The sequence below is a fragment of the Pseudomonas sp. GW821-FHT09C08 genome, from assembly GCF_059418125.1.
In genome coordinates, this window is record NZ_JBWKPG010000003.1 from 61,187 (window position 1) to 77,655 (window position 16,469).

Consider the following 16,469-nt stretch of genomic DNA (forward strand, 5'->3'; position numbering starts at 1 on the left):
CTGATCCGCCGCCTTCGCGAGCAAGCCCGCTGCCACTTTTTTGATCCGGTTTCGTCAGCCAGCAGAAGGCGCCGAACCGATTCCCACCGTCGTACGCACCCGGCCTTCCAGCCTGCGCTTCAACCCACGAGCCTCGATCACCAGCGTCGAGCCCTTGGCGGCATTCGCCCGGCCCCATTCTTCCAGCAGCTCCAGACAGGAATGGTCGATGTAACTCAAGTTACTCAGCGGCACATGCACCGTGGTTCCCGCAGGTACCGTCGACAGCACCTGGGTCAGCATCGGCACTTTCAGGAAGGTCGCCGCACCGGTCAAGCGCAACTCCATTTCACCTGCCTGAGGCAGGTCGACCAGGCTGACTTTCAAGCGCGACGCCTTCAAGGCCAGCTTCACCAGTGTCAGCCCGAAACCCACCAGTACGCCGGTCAGCAGGTCGGTAAAGATGATCGCCAGCGCCGTCGCCGCATAGGTGAACATCGGCATCCGCCCATAGCGTCCCAACGCCCGGAACGCCTTGACGTCGACCAGCTTGATGCCGGTGTACACCAGCACACCCGCAAGGCTCGCCACCGGAATGCTTTGCAGCACACTCGAGAGCAACAGCACGAACGCAAGCAGCCACAGCCCGTGGAACATCGCCGACAAGCGCGTGGTGGCGCCCGCCTGTACGTTGGCCGAACTGCGCACGATCACACCGGTCATCGGCAGGGCGCCGACCAGGCCACATAGCATGTTGCCTACACCTTGAGCGGACAATTCCTTGTCAAAATCAGAACGCTGCCCACTGTGCATGCGGTCGACCGCCGCCGCAGACAGCAAGGTTTCGGCGCTGGCGATAAACGCCACGGCGAACGCGGCGATCAACAGTTGTGGATCGGCCAGGTTCAGCAGGTCGCTGGGACGCAACCAGTCGATGGCATCGGCGAGGTTTTCCGGGACCTCCACGCGCTTGACCTGTAACGCCAGCAACAAGCTGGCACCCGTTGCCAGGCCTACGCCCAACAGCGCGCCTGGTACAAAGCGCAGGGTTTGCGGGCGGAACTTGTCCCACAGGTACATCACCAGCATCGTCGAAAGCCCCAGCAAACCGGCCTGCCAACCCAGGCCGCCGCCAACAGTCGGAATGGCCTCGACCAGCGCAGCCGGGAAGCCGGCCAGGTTATCCAGTCCCGATGGCTTGGGGGCACCGTCGAGCATCACATGCACCTGCGACAGCACAATCAGCACCCCGATCCCCGCAAGCATCCCGTACACCACCGCCGGCGCCGTGACACGAAACCAGCAGCCCAGGCGCAAACGTCCAGCCACTAATTGCAGGAAGCCAGCCAGTAACAGGATCGGCCCGAGCATCAGCATGCCGTGCTGGCGCACCAGTTCGAACACCAATACCGCCAGGCCCGCCGCCGGGCCGCTGACCTGCAGCGGCGAACCTGCCAGCCAACCCACCACCAGGCCACCGATGATCCCGGTGATCAGGCCCTTGGCCGGCGGCATGCCCGAAGCAATCGCAATGCCCATGCACAACGGCAGGGCGACCAGAAACACAACCACGGACGCAAGCAGCTCCCGTGGCAGTACAGCTTTCAATTGAGCAGCACGCATGATGACTCTCCCGAGGCATTCGCCGGGCGCGGCAAAGCCTGGCTGCGTCCATGGCAGCCACCGCTTTACCCGGCAGGGAAGTGTGTTAGAAGCGCGCTTTAGGCGTCGCGGAAGGAATCGGGCCTTCGCCGCCCAATGGTCGGAACGTCGATTGATCCGCGTCGTAAGCCCGGATTTCGCTGGTCTCGATGTTGTAGATCCAACCGTGGATGAACAGGTGACCATTGGCCATGCGCGATGCCACGGAAGGGTGGGTGCGCAAATGCTGCAACTGGGCGATGACGTTTTCTTCGGTCAGCACCTTCATGCTCTCGCCTTCATTGGCGCAGTCGCAGTTGTCGTGGACCATGGTCTTGGCGACCTCGGCATGCCGCAGCCAGGCCTTGACCGTGGGCATCTTCTCGAGGCTCTCAGGGTTGAGTACCGCGCGCATGGCGCCGCAATCGGAGTGCCCGCACACAATGATGTGCTGCACGCCCAGGGCGAGCACGGCGTACTCGATGGCGGTGGAAACACCCCCGTTCATCTGACCATAGGGCGGCACTACGTTGCCGACGTTACGCGTCACGAACAGGTCGCCAGGCGAGCTCTGGGTAATCAGCTCCGGCACGATGCGCGAGTCGGCGCAGGTAATGAACATCGCCCGTGGGCTCTGGGCCGTGGCGAGTTTCTTGAAGAGTTCTTCCTGCTGGGGGAAGACGTCGTGATGGAAATGCAAAAAGCCGTCGACGATGTGCTTTAGCGCTGCATCGGCGGATTCCGCCACCTGAGGGGCAGAAGCCGACGCAGCCAACGGCTGTTTATCCTTGTCACTCATGATTCATCCTCTTGATTAATGCAGGGGGAGCTTGCAGGCAAGTTCGACGCCGGGCCATTGGAATAGTTGTAAACATCCAGAAACCCGGCTGGCGACTCATCAGTCACTCGCTGAACAAGGTAACCGCCGAAACTTAACTCAAACTGAATGAACCGCTCTAGACCGCGGGTTTCAGTGATGTCAAAACGCGACTATTTCTACTGGAAAGCAGGATACGCCCCTACAGTTTACAACAATGCCATCTGCCTGCCCGGTGGGCAAAACGCGGTGCAATCCAGATTAAACCCTTCCCGTCGGTTAAGCCCCAGACGCTTGATCGCCTTGCTGAAACGCTGGGCGAGCAAATCGGCAAACGGCCCCTCGCCGCGCATGCGCACGCCAAAACGGCTGTCATACACCTCGCCGCCGCGCACCTGGCGCACCAGGCTCATCACATGGGCCGCGCGCTGCGGGTAATGCGCCGCCAGCCACTCCTCAAATAACGGCGCCACCTCCAGCGGCAGGCGCAACATCATGTAGGCCGCACTCTGGGCCCCCGCGGCGTGGGCTTCGGTGAGCAGGCTTTCCAACTCGCTGTCGTTGATCATCGGGATCATCGGCGAGCACAGCACACCCACCGGGATGCCGGCGTCGCGCATCACCCGAATCGCTCGCAACCGCGCCTTGGGCGCCGCCGTACGCGGCTCCAGGATGCGCTTGAGCTCGTCGTCCAGGCTGGTGAGGCTGATCATCACGGCAACCAGGCGCTGCCGGGCCAGCTCGGTGAGCAGGTCGAGATCCCGCAGGATCAACGAACCCTTGGTGATGATGGTCACCGGGTGCCGATAACGCAGCAACACTTCGAGGGTTTGCCGGGTGATCCTGTACTCGCGCTCGATGGGCTGGTACGGGTCGGTATTGGAGCCCAGGTTGATCGGCGCACACACGTAGCCGGGCTTCGACAGCTGCTGTTCCAGCACGTCGGCGGCATTGGTCTTGGCGATCAGTCTGGTTTCGAAATCCAGCCCTGGCGACATATCCCAGTAAGCATGGCTGGGCCGCGCATAGCAGTAGATACAACCATGCTCGCAACCCCGATACGGGTTGATGGAGCGATCGAACGGCAGGTCCGGCGAGTTGTTGCGGGTGATGATGCTCTTGGCCGTTTCGATGCGCACTTCAGTGCCCTGGGTCGGCGGCACTTCCTGGAACCAGCCGTCGTCCTCGACCACGCTGACGGTCGGCGCAAAGCGGTTGTGCAGGTTGGTGGCCGTGCCCCGACCCCGGGGCGGCAGCGGAGTAGACATGAAAGCGCCTCGATACTGTTTTTATATACAGTATCGAGGCGCGAGGTTCCTGACCAGTGCCGTCTGGCGGTCAGGGCAGGATCAGTGCTTTTGCGTCACTTGGCCCAGGTCATCGCCCGAGGTCGTGCGCATATCACTCTTGCGCAAGTCCGCCACGTCGCTGGCCTTGACCGGCGCGCCCTTGTTGCCCCAGCTGCCGCGAACGAAACTGACCACATCCGCCACTTCCTGGTCCGACAAACGCCAGGCGAAGGCCGGCATGGTGAAGGTCGACGGTGCCGTGTGCGTCGCCGGCAAGGTGCCACCGTTCAACACGATGTTGATCAAGGACGTGGCATCCGCCGTCTGCACCACCGGGTTGCCGGCCAGCGCCGGGAAAACCCGCGTGTAGCCATGGCCGTCGGTCCGGTGGCAGGCCGCGCAGTTGTCGATATACACCGACGCGCCCGGCTTGCTGTCATCACCCTTCCACAAGGCCTCGGCCACCTGCTTGTCGTAGGCGTGCGGCTGATCCTTGGGGTCCACCGCCGGCAGGCTCTTGAGGTAGCGAGCGATAGCGGTCAGGTCGTCCTGCGACATGTATTGCATGCTGTGCACGACCACGTCGCTCATGCCGCCAAACACCGCGCTGCGATCACTGCGACCGGTCTTGAGAAATTGCACCAGTTGCTCCTCGCTCCAACTGCCGAGGCCGTCCTTGTGGTCGCCGCGCAGGCTCTTGGCGATCCAGCCTTCCAGCGGCGCGCTGCCGGACAGGAATGCATTGCCGTCAGTCGCACTCAGGGCTTTTTCCTGCATGGTCAGCGCCCGTGGCGTATGGCACGCGCCGCAGTGGCCGAGGCCTTCAACCAAGTAGGCACCGCGGCTGATCACCGGGTCGGCACCCGCCGCTGCCTGGTAGTCCGCCACCTCGGGGGCGAACATCCAGCGCCACGCCGCCAACGGCCAGCGCATGCTCAGGGGCCACGGAATATCGCTGTCCTTGTTCTCCTGCGCGACCGGCTCGACGCCCTTCATGAAGTACGCATACAACGCCTGCATATCGCTTTCGCTGACGCGCGCATAGGACGGATATGGCATTGCCGGGTAAAGCGTACTACCGCTCTTGGCGACGCCATGGCGCACGGCCTTGTCGAAGTCCTCAAAGCTGTAGTCACCCAGGCCGGTCTTGTCCGGGGTGATGTTGGTGGAATAGATCACCCCGATCGGGGTCTCCATCGGCAGGCCGCCAGCGAATGGCTTGCCGCCTTTGGCGGTATGGCAGGCCACGCAGTCACCGGCGCGGGCCAGGTATTCGCCCTGCTTGACCAGGTCGGTTTCAGCGGCGCTGATCGAACAACTGCTGAACAGCGCCAGGGAGGCGATAACGAGTGCTTTCATGGTCATCGCTCCTTATGCCTGAACCAGTGGGCCGGGGTTTTTCAGGTACTGCTCGCGGATCGCCCGTGCCGACCAATAGGTCAGGGCAGCGACCAGGCCGGTAGGGTTGTAGCCCAACCCTTGTGGGAAGGCGGACGCGCCTGGGACAAACACGTTGTGTACATCCCAGGACTGCAGGTAGCGGTTCAACGCACTGGTCTTCGGATCGGTGCCCATGATCGCGCCACCATTGAGGTGGGTGGTCTGGTAAGAGGCAGTGTTGAAGTGCTCACCGACCTTTTTGCCGAGCACGGCAATCGCCTTGGGGTTCATTGCCTGAGCGACCTTGCCCATCTTTTCCATCATGAAGCGGTTCATCTTGATGTCGTTTTCCTGCCAGTCGAACGTCATCCGCAGCAATGGCAAGCCGTAGGCATCGCGGTACACCGGGTCCAGATCCAGGTAGTTGCCCCGGTAGGATTGATGCGCGCCGTGGGAGTCCATCGACACCTGGTGGGTGTAGTAATCGGCGGTAGCGCGTTTCCAGGCACTGCCCCAGGCCGGGGTGCCCGGCGGGTTGGACGTACCGGCAATCGGCCGGCTGCCAGCCTGGTTGACCCACATCGGCGAGCCGCCCACAAAGCCGTGGGGCCCGTGGTCGAAGTTATCGGCGTTGAAGTCATCGATGGCCACGCCATTGCCGCCCGCGCCGATGAAGTTGTTGGTGTGGGTGTCCTTGTCGAAGAACGCCTTGATCGTGCCCATGTTCTGGTAGGCAAAGTTCCTGCCCACCACGCCCTCGTTGGTAATCGGGTCGTAAGGCTTGCCGATACCCGAAAGCAACATGAGGCGCACATTGTTGAACTGGAAGGAGCCGATGATCACCAGGTCCGCCGGTTGCTCGCATTCGCGACCCTGGCCGTCGATGTAGCTCACGCCCGTGGCCTTGCTCTTGGTGCTGTCGAGATTGACCTTGAGCACGTGGGAATTGGGCCGCAGCTCAAAGTTCGGCACCTGGCGCAGCGCCGGCAGGATGTTCACGTTCGGCGAGGCCTTGGAATACATGTAGCAGACATAGCCGCTGCAGAAACCGCAGAAGTTGCACGGGCCCATCTGCGCGCCGTAGGGGTTGGTGTACGGCCCCGAGGTATTGGCCGACGGCAGGTTGTAGGGTTTGTAGCCGACTTCGGCCGCCGCTTTCTGAAACAGCTGTGCGGAGACGGTGTTTTTCTGCGCTTCCAACGGGAACGGGTTGGAGCGATCCGGCGCATACGGGTTGCCGCCACGGCCTTCGCCTACGAGCTGACCTTTCACGGTCCAGGCCTGGCCTGAGGTGCCGAAGACTTTCTCCGCATAGTCGAAAAACGGCTCCAGCTCTTCGTAACTGACGCCGAAGTCCTGGATAGTCATGTCCTTGGGAATGAAGTTCTTGCCGTAGCGCTCTTCATAGTGACTGCGCATGCGCAACTCGATCGGGTCGACGCGAAAGTGCACCCCCGACCAGTGCAGGCCCGCGCCGCCCACGCCGTTGCCGGGCAAGAACGCGCCCAATTGGCGGTTGGGCAGGGCGACATCATTCACGCTATGGCGAATGGTCACGGTCTCCTTGGAGATGTCCTGGAAGAGTTTTTTACGCACGCTGTAGGTCAATTCGTCGATGACCTGCGGATAGTTGCCGTCCGGGTAAGTGTCCTGCATCGGGCCGCGCTCCAGCGCTACCACGTTGAGGCCGGCTTCCGTCAGCTCCTTGGCCATGATCGCGCCGGTCCAGCCGAAACCCACGATCACTGCATCCACTTTCTTCATGATGGTCGCCACGTTTATGCCCTCTCGCCGCGGATGGAAACAGCCGGGAAGGGGTATTGCTCGTTGCGTTCCACCCAATCCATGAAATCGGCGCGGGCGCCGGGGAAGCCGATCATGGTCCAGCCGACCATGCCTTTGTTGCCGCCGTGAATCGGGTCGCAGAAGAACCCTTCCTTGGTGTTTTGCAGCAGCAAATTGAAAAACATCTTCGCCGGCACTGTGTCGAAATGCGCGCTGACTTCACTGCCACCGGCTTCCAGGCGCCGCAACATATCGTCCTGGGTAGCGCTGTCTTGCGCAGCAAAAGCCTTACCGTTGAACGCCTTCGACCAGGCATCCGTGGCAGCAATGCCCAGGCGATAAATCTCCTTGGGCACCAACTTGCTCTGCCAGCCCATCTCGGGCGCGGCATCGGCATTGAATGGACCTTGCATGAACCACAGTGCGCCGCTGGCGTAGGGCGTGTTCATCTGGCGGTCGATGTACTCCGGCGCGCCGGCTTCCAGCGCACCGGGCCCTTGGGCGTCGGCAGGGATCAGGCGAGCGACGGCAGCGTTGAGAAACGCCCACTCTTCGGCGCTGAAATAGCTCGGTTCATAGGCCTTGTCGCTGGCCGCAGGCTTAGCCGGCGCAGCCTGGGCAGGCTCGGGCGTGGCCATCAGCATCGAACCGCCAAGGCCGGTACTGGCAACCGTGACCACCGGGATCAAGGTCAAGGATTTGCGCAGAAAGTCACGCCGGGGGTTGTCTTGATCTTGATCAGACATGGGTGCACCTCATCATGTGGTCACGGGTTTTATCAGCCGCTTCTGGGAGCAGCGTGAAGGCTTGCCAGGAAATGGGATCCAAAGGGATAGAACATATTGGCAATCAATAGTTACAAATGATAGCAGGCTAAGGATTTGAAGAATCGATTCAGCGAGAAAAACAGCCGATCCGGCGCCTCAATCACGATTCTTTGACGAGCCCCTCACGCGCCGTTGACCGCCGACAAACGACGCTAAGGCTCATCAATCAACGCCTGCTCGGTCACTCACCCATGTTCAAGATTCGATTGCTGCCAGCGCTCGGCCTGGCCTGTGTGGCGCTGCTCGCCCTCGCCCAAGCCCAAGCCCAAGCCGACGAGACTACGTCGCTGCGCTCCCCGGAGTGGGCCCAACCCGTGGGCAATCAATTCAACCTGCACCAGATGACGCCCACGCTCTATCGCAGTGCGCTGCCGGACAGCAGTGCGTTGCCGGTCTTGAAAAACCTGAAGATCGGTACGGTGATCAACTTTCTGCCGGAATCCGATTCGGCCTGGCTGAAGAACGCTGATATCAAGCAGGTGCAACTGACCTACCGCACCAACCATGTCGATGACGCCGACGTTCTCACTGCGCTGAGGGCCATTCAGGCTGCCGAGGCCAACGGCCCGGTGCTGATGCATTGCAAGCATGGCTCAGACCGCACCGGCCTGATGGCGGCGATGTATCGCGTGGTGATCCAGGGATGGAGCAAGGAAGACGCGCTGAACGAGATGACCTTAGGGGGGTTCGGCGGCAGCAGTGGCTTCAAGGACGGTGTTCGCTACATGATCCAGGCGGATGTCGACAAGTTGCGCACGGCCTTGGCGAATGGTGATTGCAGCACCAGTGCGTTTGCACTGTGCTCGATGAAGGATTGGATTTCGACAACGAACAAGACTGAAGAGCAACTGTAGGAGCCTGCCTGCGAAGCAAGTACGCGGTGTTTCAGTCACACCGCGTTGGGGCTATCGCAGGCTAGCCAGCGCCGCCAGGAAGGAGGCTTCAGTCTTTTTTCAGCTTGGGATTGGGAAAGAACTGCACCGCCTGCACCTTTGGATCCGGCGCTTTCAACGCCGAGGTGTTGACCCGCGTACCCAACTCCTTGGGCACCGACAACCCTTGGTCATTCAGCGTATCGGTATACCCGCAGGCCACACACTCGCGGTGCGGCACGTTGTCTTCAGTCCACATCTTGAGCTTGTCCGGCTCGCTGCACGCCGGGCAGACCGCCCCGGCGATAAATTGCTTTTTGGTAATCACAGGCCCTTCACTCATGCTGCCGCGTCCTCACTCAGGCCGCTGTGGCGCAAGAGTGCGTCAATCGACGGCGCCCGTCCGCGGAAGTCGACGAACAGCACCATCGGCGCCTGCGAGCCGCCACGGGCGAGGATCGCCTCGCGGAATGCGCGGCCGGTCTCGGCATTGAGCACGCCGTCTTCCTCGAACTTGGAGAAGGCATCCGCCGACAGTACTTCGGCCCATTTATAGCTGTAGTAACCCGCCGCATAACCGCCGGCGAAGATGTGCGCAAAGCTGTTCGGGAAGCGGTTGTAGGCGGGCGGACGCATCACCGAGACCTCGTCACGCACGCCTTCGAGCACTTGCGCCACGCTGCGGCCATCGCCGTGAGTGGCATGCAGTTCGAAGTCGAACAGCGAGAACTCCAGCTGGCGCACCATCATCAGGCCCGACTGGAAGTTTTTTGCCGCGAGCATTTTTTCCAGCAGGTCCTGGGGCAGCGGCTCGCCGGTTTCATAGTGGCCGGAGATCAGTGCGAGGCCTTCCGGCTCCCAGCACCAGTTCTCCATGAATTGGCTCGGCAATTCCACCGCATCCCAAGCCACGCCGTTGATACCGGACACGCCGGCATGTTCGACGCGGGTCAGCAGGTGGTGCAGGCCGTGGCCGAATTCGTGGAACAGGGTGGTCACTTCATCGTGGGTCAACAGGGCAGGCTTGCCGCTGTCGGCCGGGGTGAAATTGCACACCAGGTTGGCGACCGGGCTTTGCAGCACGCCGTCGAGGGTGCGACGACGATCGCGCGCACCGTCCATCCAGGCACCGCCACGCTTGTTGGCGCGGGCGTACAGGTCGAAGAAGAAGCGGCCGACATGCTGGCCGTTTTCCTTGATTTCAAACAGGCGGACATCCGGGTGCCAGGTGTCGAAGCCTTTTTGCTCGGCAATCTCGATGCCGTACAGACGCTGCACGATGGCAAACAGGCCGCCGAGTACTTTGTCGATCGGGAAATAGGCGCGCAGGGCTTCTTGCGACACGCTGTAGCGCTGCTCGCGAAGTTTTTCGCCGTAGAAACCGCTGTCCCAGCTTTGCAGGTCGGCGCAGCCTTGTTCGGCGGCGTAGGCCCGCAGTTGCTGCAGATCCTGGGCGGCAAACGGCTTGCTGCGCTTGGCCAGGTCACGCAGGAAGGTCAACACCTGGTCGCTGGACTCAGCCATTTTGGTCGCCAGGCTCAGCTCGGAGAACGAGGCGTAGCCGAGCAGCTTGGCCAGTTCCTGACGCAGGTCGAGGATCTGTTCCATCACCGGGCCGTTATCATTATGACCGGCGTTCGGGCCTTGGTCCGACGCACGGGTGCAGTACGCCGCGTAGACTTCTTCACGCAGGGCGCGCTCCTGGGCGTAGGTCATCACCGCGTAGTAGCTCGGGAACTCCAGGGTGATCAGCCAGCCATCCAGGCCTTTGGCCTGGGCGGCGGCAGCCATCTGCGCCTTGGCCGAATCGGTCAGGCCGGCGAGGGTGGCTTCATCGGTAACGTGTTTGGTCCAGGCCTGGGTGGCGTCCAGCAGCTGATTGGAAAACTTGCTGCCCAACTCGGACAGCTTGCTCTGCACTTCGGCGTAGCGCTTTTGCTGCTCAGGCGGCAGATCGATACCCGACAGGCGGAAGTCGCGCAGGGAATGTTCCAGGATGGTTTTTTGCGCCACGTCGAAACCGGCAGCCTCCGGGCTGTTGGCCAGGGCTTCGAAGGCCTGGAACAGTTCGCGGTTCTGGCCCATCTCGGTGGAATAGGCGCTCAACGCCGGCAGGCAAGCCTCGTAGGCTTCGCGCAGCTCGGCGCTGTTGCACACGGCGTTGAGGTGGCTGACCGGGCTCCAGGCGGCGCCCAGGCGGTCGTTCAGTTCGTCCATGGCCAGCACCAGGCCTGCCCATGTCGGATTTTTACCCTGGCTTTGCAGGATGCCTTCGATGGCGACACGGTTGTCGGCGAGGATCTGTTCGATGGCCGGCTGCACGTGCTCGGCACGGATCGCAGAGAACGGCGGCAGGTCGTAAGACTGCAGAAGAGGGTTGTTCGCGCTCACGGTTGGCACCTTGGCTGAAGAAACATGTAAGAACAAAGATGGGGCCATCTTAATTACAATCAACGCCCACCGCAGCTATCAGCACATAAGAGAGAGGCTATCGTGACCCTTCGCACCTATCAGAACCACACGCCAACCCTGGGCGCCGGGGCTTTTGTCGATATTTCGGCGGTGGTGATCGGCGATGTCGAAATCGGCACCGACAGCTCGGTCTGGCCGCTGACCGTGATTCGCGGCGACATGCACCGCATCCGTATCGGCGCGCGCACCAGCGTGCAGGATGGCTGCGTGCTGCACATTACCCACGCCGGGCCCTTCAATCCTGACGGCTTCCCGCTGCTGATCGGCGATGACGTGACCGTCGCCCACAAAGTCATGCTGCATGGTTGCAGCGTCGGCAACCGGGTGTTGATCGGCATGGGCAGCATCGTGATGGACGGCGCCGTGGTGGAGGACGACGTGATCATCGGCGCCGGCAGCCTGGTGCCGCCTGGCAAGAAACTCGACAGCGGCTTTTTGTACGTGGGTAGCCCGGTTAAACAAATCCGCGCGCTGACTGACAAGGAGCGTGCCTTTTTCACCTACAGCGCCGCGAACTACGTGAAGCTCAAAGACCTGCACCTGGCGGAAGGATTCGATCAATGACCCTCAACTACTCAACCGTCCTGTTCGACCTGGATGGCACCCTCACCGATCCGCGCGAGGGCATCACCCGTTCGATCCAGTACGCCCTCGGCAAGCTGGGGATCGATGAGCCGGACCTGACCAAGCTCGAACACTTCATCGGCCCGCCGCTGTTGCAGGCGTTCATGCAGTTTTATGGCTTCGACGAGGCCAAGGCGTGGGAGGCGGTGAATTTCTACCGTGAGCGCTTCAAGGTCACCGGCCTGTATGAAAACCGCGTGTTCGACGGCGTGATGCCACTGCTGGAAGACTTGGGCAACCAGGGTCGCCAGCTCTATGTAGCAACGTCCAAGCCTTGGGTGTTTGCCCGCGAGATCGCTCGGCATTTCGACTTCGCCAAGCACTTCAAGGTGATCTACGGCAGCGAGCTGGATGGGACGCGGACCAACAAGGTTGAGCTGATTGCGCACTTGATCAGCGAGGAAGGCCTTGATCCTTCGACCACCCTGATGATTGGCGACCGCAAGCATGACCTGATCGGCGCCCGCAGCAATGGCCTGGATTCGGCGGCGGTCGGCTATGGATTTGGCAGTTTTGCAGAGTTGAATGCCGAGGCGCCGACCTGGCATTTCGAAACGCTGGCCGAGATGCACCAGGCATTTTTGCCGCGCGCTTGAGACCGCCTTCGCAGGCAAGCCAGCTCCCACATTTGATCTTCTTACACCCGAGGCCCCGAGTCATACCAGGAGCCCCCTGTGGGAGCGGGCTTGCTCGCGAATGCGGGCTGGCAGTTGATGCCGTGCATGCCTGACCCACCGCCTTCGCAGGCAGGCCAGCTCCCACATTGGGTCTTCTTACACCCGAGGCCCCGAGTCATACCCGGAGCCCCCTGTGGGAGCGGGCTTGCTCGCGAAGGCGGGCTGGCAGTTGATGCATTCGAAGCTGACCCACCGCCTTCGCAGGCAAGCCAGCTCCCACACTCGATCTTCATACCCCCAAGACCCCGAGTCATACCTGGAGCCCCCTGTGGGAGCGGGCTTGCTCGCGAAGGCGGGCTGGCAGTTGATGCCGTGCATGCCTGACCCACCGCCTTCGCAGGCAAGCCAGCTTCCACATTGGATCTTCTTACACCCGAGGCCCCGAGCCATACCCGGATCCCTCTGTGGGAGCTGGCTTGCCTGCGAGAGGCCCTGATGGCCCCGTACCCTCCAACTGCCTCAACGCCGCCTTGCGCTGCGCCTGCGGCAACCGCCCCAGTTGCTCGACCGCCGCATAAAACTTCAGCCAATCCCCGCCCTGCTGCGCATACAACGCCGCAAACGCCGGCACCCATTGGTCATACAGCCCAAACGGCAGCAACCGCGCATTGTTCATCGGCTGGTTGATCCACACGTCATAACGCTTGTCTCCGCCCCACTGGCTATCACGCAGTTGCCGATAATCACTGCGCAAACGCTCGAATTCCGCCGCCTTGGCCTGGCGCATCACCTCGCCAGACAGGGGCTGCGCATAGAGTTTTTCCAGGCGTTGACGGGTCTCGAGGATCAGCCGGGTGAATTGGTCACGCTGCGCCACCGCCGAGTCGCTGAGGGGCGCCAGGCCCCGTGCCGCGCGCCATTGGCGGGTGCCTTCCTGTTCGACGAAATTGGCGAATGACTCGTTGAACTCAGTGTCATCCTTCACATAGAAACGCTGGTGCGCCAACTCGTGGAAGATCAGCGTGGCCAGGCGCTCGTCACCCCAGTTCGTCATCGAATTCATGATCGGGTCGTTGAACCAGCCCAGGGTGGAATAGGCCTCGACGCCACCGATCGAGACATCCATGCCCTGTTGCTTCAACAGCGCCGCCTCTCCGCGCGCCGCGCCTTGGTTGTAGTAGCCGCGATAGGCCACGCAACCGGCAATGGGGAAACAGTGGGTTTCAGGCGACAGGGAAAATTCCTGCGTGGCAAACACATTCCAGACCACGTAAGGCCGGCCAATATCGGCGTACAACCGGTAACTCTGGTTGTCAGGAAGGTGCAGGTGCTCGCTGGCGAATGTCCGCGCTTTTTGCGATTGCACCAGGTGCTCACGCAGTGGCTGTGGGCGGGAGGGGTCGGCGATGACCTCGGCCACCGGCTCGCGGGCGCGCAACAATTGCCATTGCCCGCTGGCCAACTGGCTGTAATAACTGAGGCTGGAACAGCCACTGAGCAACACAACCACTGCCCCTGCAAGAAAACGCCTGACCATGCCCCGACCACTCCTGGCTGATTTGCTCGCCAGACTATCCTGCCTATACGGAATTTTTCCATGACGTGACGTGTTTATACTCATAACGAGTCTGTTGCCGTGCGCGCCAGGCTCAATTCTTTCCCTGCGATGAGTGCCTGCCATGCGTCAGCTCTTGCTCCCCGTCACCGCGCTGTTCCTGAGTGCGTGTGCTTACACCCCGATCCCGCCGGTTGACCCGCACCAGGCCTGGATCGATTTCGCCACCCCGACACCGGGTGCCAAACTGGTGATGGCCCAGCGCCTGGACGGCAAGAACCTCCCCGACGGGCGCTACTTCCAGGTCCCGCCCGGCAGTCATGAGTTGATGGTGCGCTTTGATTTCGAGGTGCCGACTGGCGGCAGTTTCAGCGGGTTTGGGCAAACGACGGATCGGACCTGCTTCATTACCTTGCAGTACGACCATTTCGAAGCCGGCCAACGTTATAGCCTGGAAGGGCGCTCATTGGCCTACACGCCGAATATCCGCCTGTACAACGCTGCCCGCCAATTGCTGGCCGAAGAGCGCAGCGTCAACTGCCTCTGATCAGTCGTTGTTCTTCTGGTAGACGATGGCTTTGGTGCCGTTCTCACAGCTGCCGACGACCATGGCGGAGTCGTGCTTGTCGGCTTCTTCCTTGCTGACAATTTCCAGGGTGTAGGACGGAACGGCGTTCGCCTGGATCTTGACCTCAATCTCTTTCCTGAGCTCTTCGCAGTCTTTTGGCGCGGCCATGGCCGAAGTGGCCAAAACACCGCAGATGATCGCCAAGGCAAAACGTTTCATGTGTGAAGCTCCCTGAATGCATTGCGCACGGGTGTGCGTCTAAGGCTGCATAGGCTATAGGACCACATCGGTGAAACACGAGTTCTGATTTAACGCAGATGTTTTGGCGCCGCCTAGAAACAACTGCAGGCGCCGGCTTGCCGGCGACCTACAGGTAGCGGTGTCAGTTTACGAGGGTGGCATCCAGGCTGATTTTCGCATTCAGCACTTTCGATACCGGGCACCCTTCCTTGGCTTTCTTGCTCAGTTCATCGAACTGCGCCTGGCTCGCGCCTGGAATCTTGGCCTTGAGGATCAAATGCACAGCAGTGATCGCAAAGCCGCCATCGACCTGGTCCAGGGTCACTTCAGCCTGAGTGTCGATGCTGTCAGCCTTGAGGCCGGCATCACCGAGAATCATCGAAAACGCCATGGAGAAACAGCCGGCATGCGCCGCACCGATCAGTTCTTCAGGGTTGGTGCCCTTGCCGCCTTCGAAACGCGCCTTGAAGCCGTAGGGGGCTTCGCGCAGCACGCCGGTCTCGGTGGAAATGGAACCCAGGCCAGTCTTCAGATCACCTTCCCAATGCGCGGATGCCTTTTTAACAATACTCATAGCTTTCTCCTCGAACGGTGGTTTTGCGTCAGTAAGGTTCTGAGGATAGAAGCTTTGGCAAAGTTCACTTGTAAGAGAAACCTAGCGATTAAGTAGGAAATTTCGGGCTAGCTATTGAATCTCGGGTATATGCCCTCATTGCATAGGACATGCACATGAAGCGGCAGGTTTTGGTTCGTCTATGAAGCCTGCGCCCCCATTGGAGAAGCAGGCTTATGAAATCGCTGTCCGACGTAAAGTTCTCGACCCTCGACCTCGTGCCCGTGCGGGCCAACGGCAGTCCGGCGCAGTCGTTACGCAATTCCCTGGACCTGGCCCAGCACGTGGAAAGGTTCGGCTACAACCGTTTCTGGGTGGCGGAACACCACAATATGGACGGTATCGCCAGCTCGGCCACTTCGGTCTTGCTGGGCTATCTGGCTGGCGGCACCTCGACAATTCGCGTCGGCTCCGGCGGCGTCATGCTGCCCAACCATGCACCGCTGGTGATCGCCGAGCAGTTCGGCACCCTGGAAAGTCTCTACCCGGGCCGTATTGACCTGGGCCTGGGCCGCGCGCCCGGTTCCGACCAAATGACGGCCCGCGCCCTGCGCCGTGAGCGCTCGGGCAGCGCGGATGACTTCCCCGAAGACGTCGCTGAGCTGATGGCCTACCTGGGCCCACGCACGCCCGACCAACGGGTGATCGCCGTACCGGGCACCGGCACCAATGTGCCAGTGTGGCTGCTGGGTTCCAGTCTGTTCAGCGCCCAGCTGGCGGGGGAGCGCGGTTTGCCCTACGCCTTCGCCTCCCATTTCGCACCGCGCCTGATGCATGAAGCGATTCGCGTGTACCGCAATCACTTCAAGCCATCGGCCGTGCTCGACAAACCCTACGTGATGCTCGGCATTCCACTGGTCGCGGCGGACACCGATGAGCAGGCGGACTACCTGGCCACCTCTGTATACCAGCGCATCCTTGCGCTGATGCGCGGGCAAAGCCTGGTGCAGCGCCCGCCGGTGAAAACCATGGACGGCCTGTGGCTACCGCATGAAAAAGATGCGGTAGGCAGCTTCCTGGGCCTGGCCATGGTCGGCAGCCCGGCGAAGATCCGCGCCAAACTGGAGGTGCTAGTCGAACAGACCGGCGCTGACGAGCTGATCTTTACCTGCGACCTGTACGAGCATGCCGACCGGATTCATTCCTACGAGCTGCTGGCACAGTTGATGAAGGGCTAAAACTTCAGGCGA

Annotated in this window: 16 protein-coding genes; 5 read left to right on the plus strand and 11 right to left on the minus strand. The window is 61.3% G+C overall.

The features are described 5' to 3' along the window. Positions 1 to 54: 54 nt before the first annotated feature. The 6 genes from AC07OJ_RS11315 to AC07OJ_RS11340 all read right to left on the minus strand — a co-directional run bounded on the left by AC07OJ_RS11315 (position 55) and on the right by AC07OJ_RS11340 (position 7,637). Positions 55 to 1,602, minus strand: coding sequence for a SulP family inorganic anion transporter (locus AC07OJ_RS11315; protein ID WP_065902775.1), 1,548 nt, complete (start codon positions 1,600 to 1,602; stop codon positions 55 to 57). A gap of 85 nt (positions 1,603 to 1,687) precedes the next feature. Next, positions 1,688 to 2,419: a carbonic anhydrase gene (locus AC07OJ_RS11320; protein WP_065902773.1), complete on the minus strand. Its 732-nt coding sequence runs from the start codon at positions 2,417 to 2,419 to the stop codon at positions 1,688 to 1,690. Positions 2,420 to 2,646: 227 nt separating this feature from the next. Continuing rightward, positions 2,647 to 3,705, minus strand: a complete 1,059-nt coding sequence (locus AC07OJ_RS11325; RefSeq protein WP_495094551.1) for a PA0069 family radical SAM protein — start codon at positions 3,703 to 3,705, stop codon at positions 2,647 to 2,649. 81 nt (positions 3,706 to 3,786) lie between these two features. After that, positions 3,787 to 5,085, minus strand: coding sequence for a cytochrome c (locus AC07OJ_RS11330; protein WP_201146253.1), 1,299 nt, complete (start codon positions 5,083 to 5,085; stop codon positions 3,787 to 3,789). 12 nt (positions 5,086 to 5,097) lie between these two features. Next, complete coding sequence (locus AC07OJ_RS11335; protein WP_495094552.1) at positions 5,098 to 6,882, minus strand: GMC family oxidoreductase; 1,785 nt, start codon at positions 6,880 to 6,882, stop codon at positions 5,098 to 5,100. Between the two features lie 2 nt (positions 6,883 to 6,884). Continuing rightward, positions 6,885 to 7,637: a gluconate 2-dehydrogenase subunit 3 family protein gene (locus AC07OJ_RS11340; RefSeq protein WP_213551925.1), complete on the minus strand. Its 753-nt coding sequence runs from the start codon at positions 7,635 to 7,637 to the stop codon at positions 6,885 to 6,887. Between the two features lie 272 nt (positions 7,638 to 7,909). Between AC07OJ_RS11340 and AC07OJ_RS11345 the strand changes: the two genes are divergently transcribed. Continuing rightward, positions 7,910 to 8,572 carry a dual specificity protein phosphatase family protein gene (locus AC07OJ_RS11345; RefSeq protein ID WP_495094553.1) on the plus strand — a complete coding sequence of 221 codons (663 nt, stop codon included), beginning with the start codon at positions 7,910 to 7,912 and terminating at the stop codon, positions 8,570 to 8,572. An 88-nt stretch (positions 8,573 to 8,660) separates the two neighbouring features. On the opposite strand, the gene AC07OJ_RS11350 is transcribed toward AC07OJ_RS11345, so the two are convergent. Both AC07OJ_RS11350 and prlC read right to left on the minus strand, forming a co-directional pair. Next, entirely contained in the window at positions 8,661 to 8,933 is a 273-nt protein-coding gene (locus tag AC07OJ_RS11350; RefSeq protein ID WP_065902760.1) for a YheV family putative zinc ribbon protein, read from the minus strand. After that, on the minus strand, positions 8,930 to 10,981 hold the full coding sequence (prlC, locus tag AC07OJ_RS11355) for an oligopeptidase A (protein ID WP_495094554.1): 2,052 nt from the start codon (positions 10,979 to 10,981) through the stop codon (positions 8,930 to 8,932). Before prlC ends, AC07OJ_RS11350 begins: the two co-directional genes overlap by 4 nt. 102 nt (positions 10,982 to 11,083) lie before the next feature. On the opposite strand from prlC, the gene AC07OJ_RS11360 reads away from it, so the two are divergent. Both AC07OJ_RS11360 and AC07OJ_RS11365 read left to right on the plus strand, forming a co-directional pair. After that, the gene (locus tag AC07OJ_RS11360; protein WP_065902756.1) at positions 11,084 to 11,626 is read left to right on the plus strand and encodes a gamma carbonic anhydrase family protein; all 543 of its coding nucleotides are present in this window, start codon (positions 11,084 to 11,086) and stop codon (positions 11,624 to 11,626) included. Further along, a complete protein-coding gene (locus tag AC07OJ_RS11365; RefSeq protein ID WP_106805549.1) occupies positions 11,623 to 12,282 on the plus strand; it encodes an HAD family hydrolase in 660 nt (219 codons plus the stop codon). The genes AC07OJ_RS11360 and AC07OJ_RS11365 overlap by 4 nt, the downstream gene beginning before the upstream one ends. Before the next feature lie 448 nt (positions 12,283 to 12,730). Here AC07OJ_RS11365 and AC07OJ_RS11370 read toward each other — a convergent pair whose 3' ends face one another. Beyond that, positions 12,731 to 13,840: an aminopeptidase gene (locus AC07OJ_RS11370; protein ID WP_495094555.1), complete on the minus strand. Its 1,110-nt coding sequence runs from the start codon at positions 13,838 to 13,840 to the stop codon at positions 12,731 to 12,733. A 142-nt stretch (positions 13,841 to 13,982) separates the two neighbouring features. Between AC07OJ_RS11370 and AC07OJ_RS11375 the strand changes: the two genes are divergently transcribed. Then, entirely contained in the window at positions 13,983 to 14,405 is a 423-nt protein-coding gene (locus AC07OJ_RS11375; protein ID WP_065902750.1) for a PA0061/PA0062 family lipoprotein, read from the plus strand. Here AC07OJ_RS11375 and AC07OJ_RS11380 read toward each other — a convergent pair whose 3' ends face one another. Together AC07OJ_RS11380 and AC07OJ_RS11385 are read right to left on the minus strand one after the other, a co-directional pair. After that, the gene (locus AC07OJ_RS11380; protein WP_495094556.1) at positions 14,406 to 14,645 is read right to left on the minus strand and encodes a DUF1161 domain-containing protein; all 240 of its coding nucleotides are present in this window, start codon (positions 14,643 to 14,645) and stop codon (positions 14,406 to 14,408) included. A gap of 163 nt (positions 14,646 to 14,808) precedes the next feature. Continuing rightward, positions 14,809 to 15,240 carry an OsmC family protein gene (locus AC07OJ_RS11385; protein WP_010207768.1) on the minus strand — a complete coding sequence of 144 codons (432 nt, stop codon included), beginning with the start codon at positions 15,238 to 15,240 and terminating at the stop codon, positions 14,809 to 14,811. A gap of 215 nt (positions 15,241 to 15,455) precedes the next feature. Here AC07OJ_RS11385 and AC07OJ_RS11390 point away from each other — a divergent pair, with 215 nt between their 5' ends. Then, positions 15,456 to 16,457 (plus strand): LLM class flavin-dependent oxidoreductase, encoded by a 1,002-nt coding sequence (locus AC07OJ_RS11390; protein ID WP_213551916.1) that lies wholly within the window; start codon positions 15,456 to 15,458, stop codon positions 16,455 to 16,457. Positions 16,458 to 16,469 lie beyond the last annotated feature (12 nt).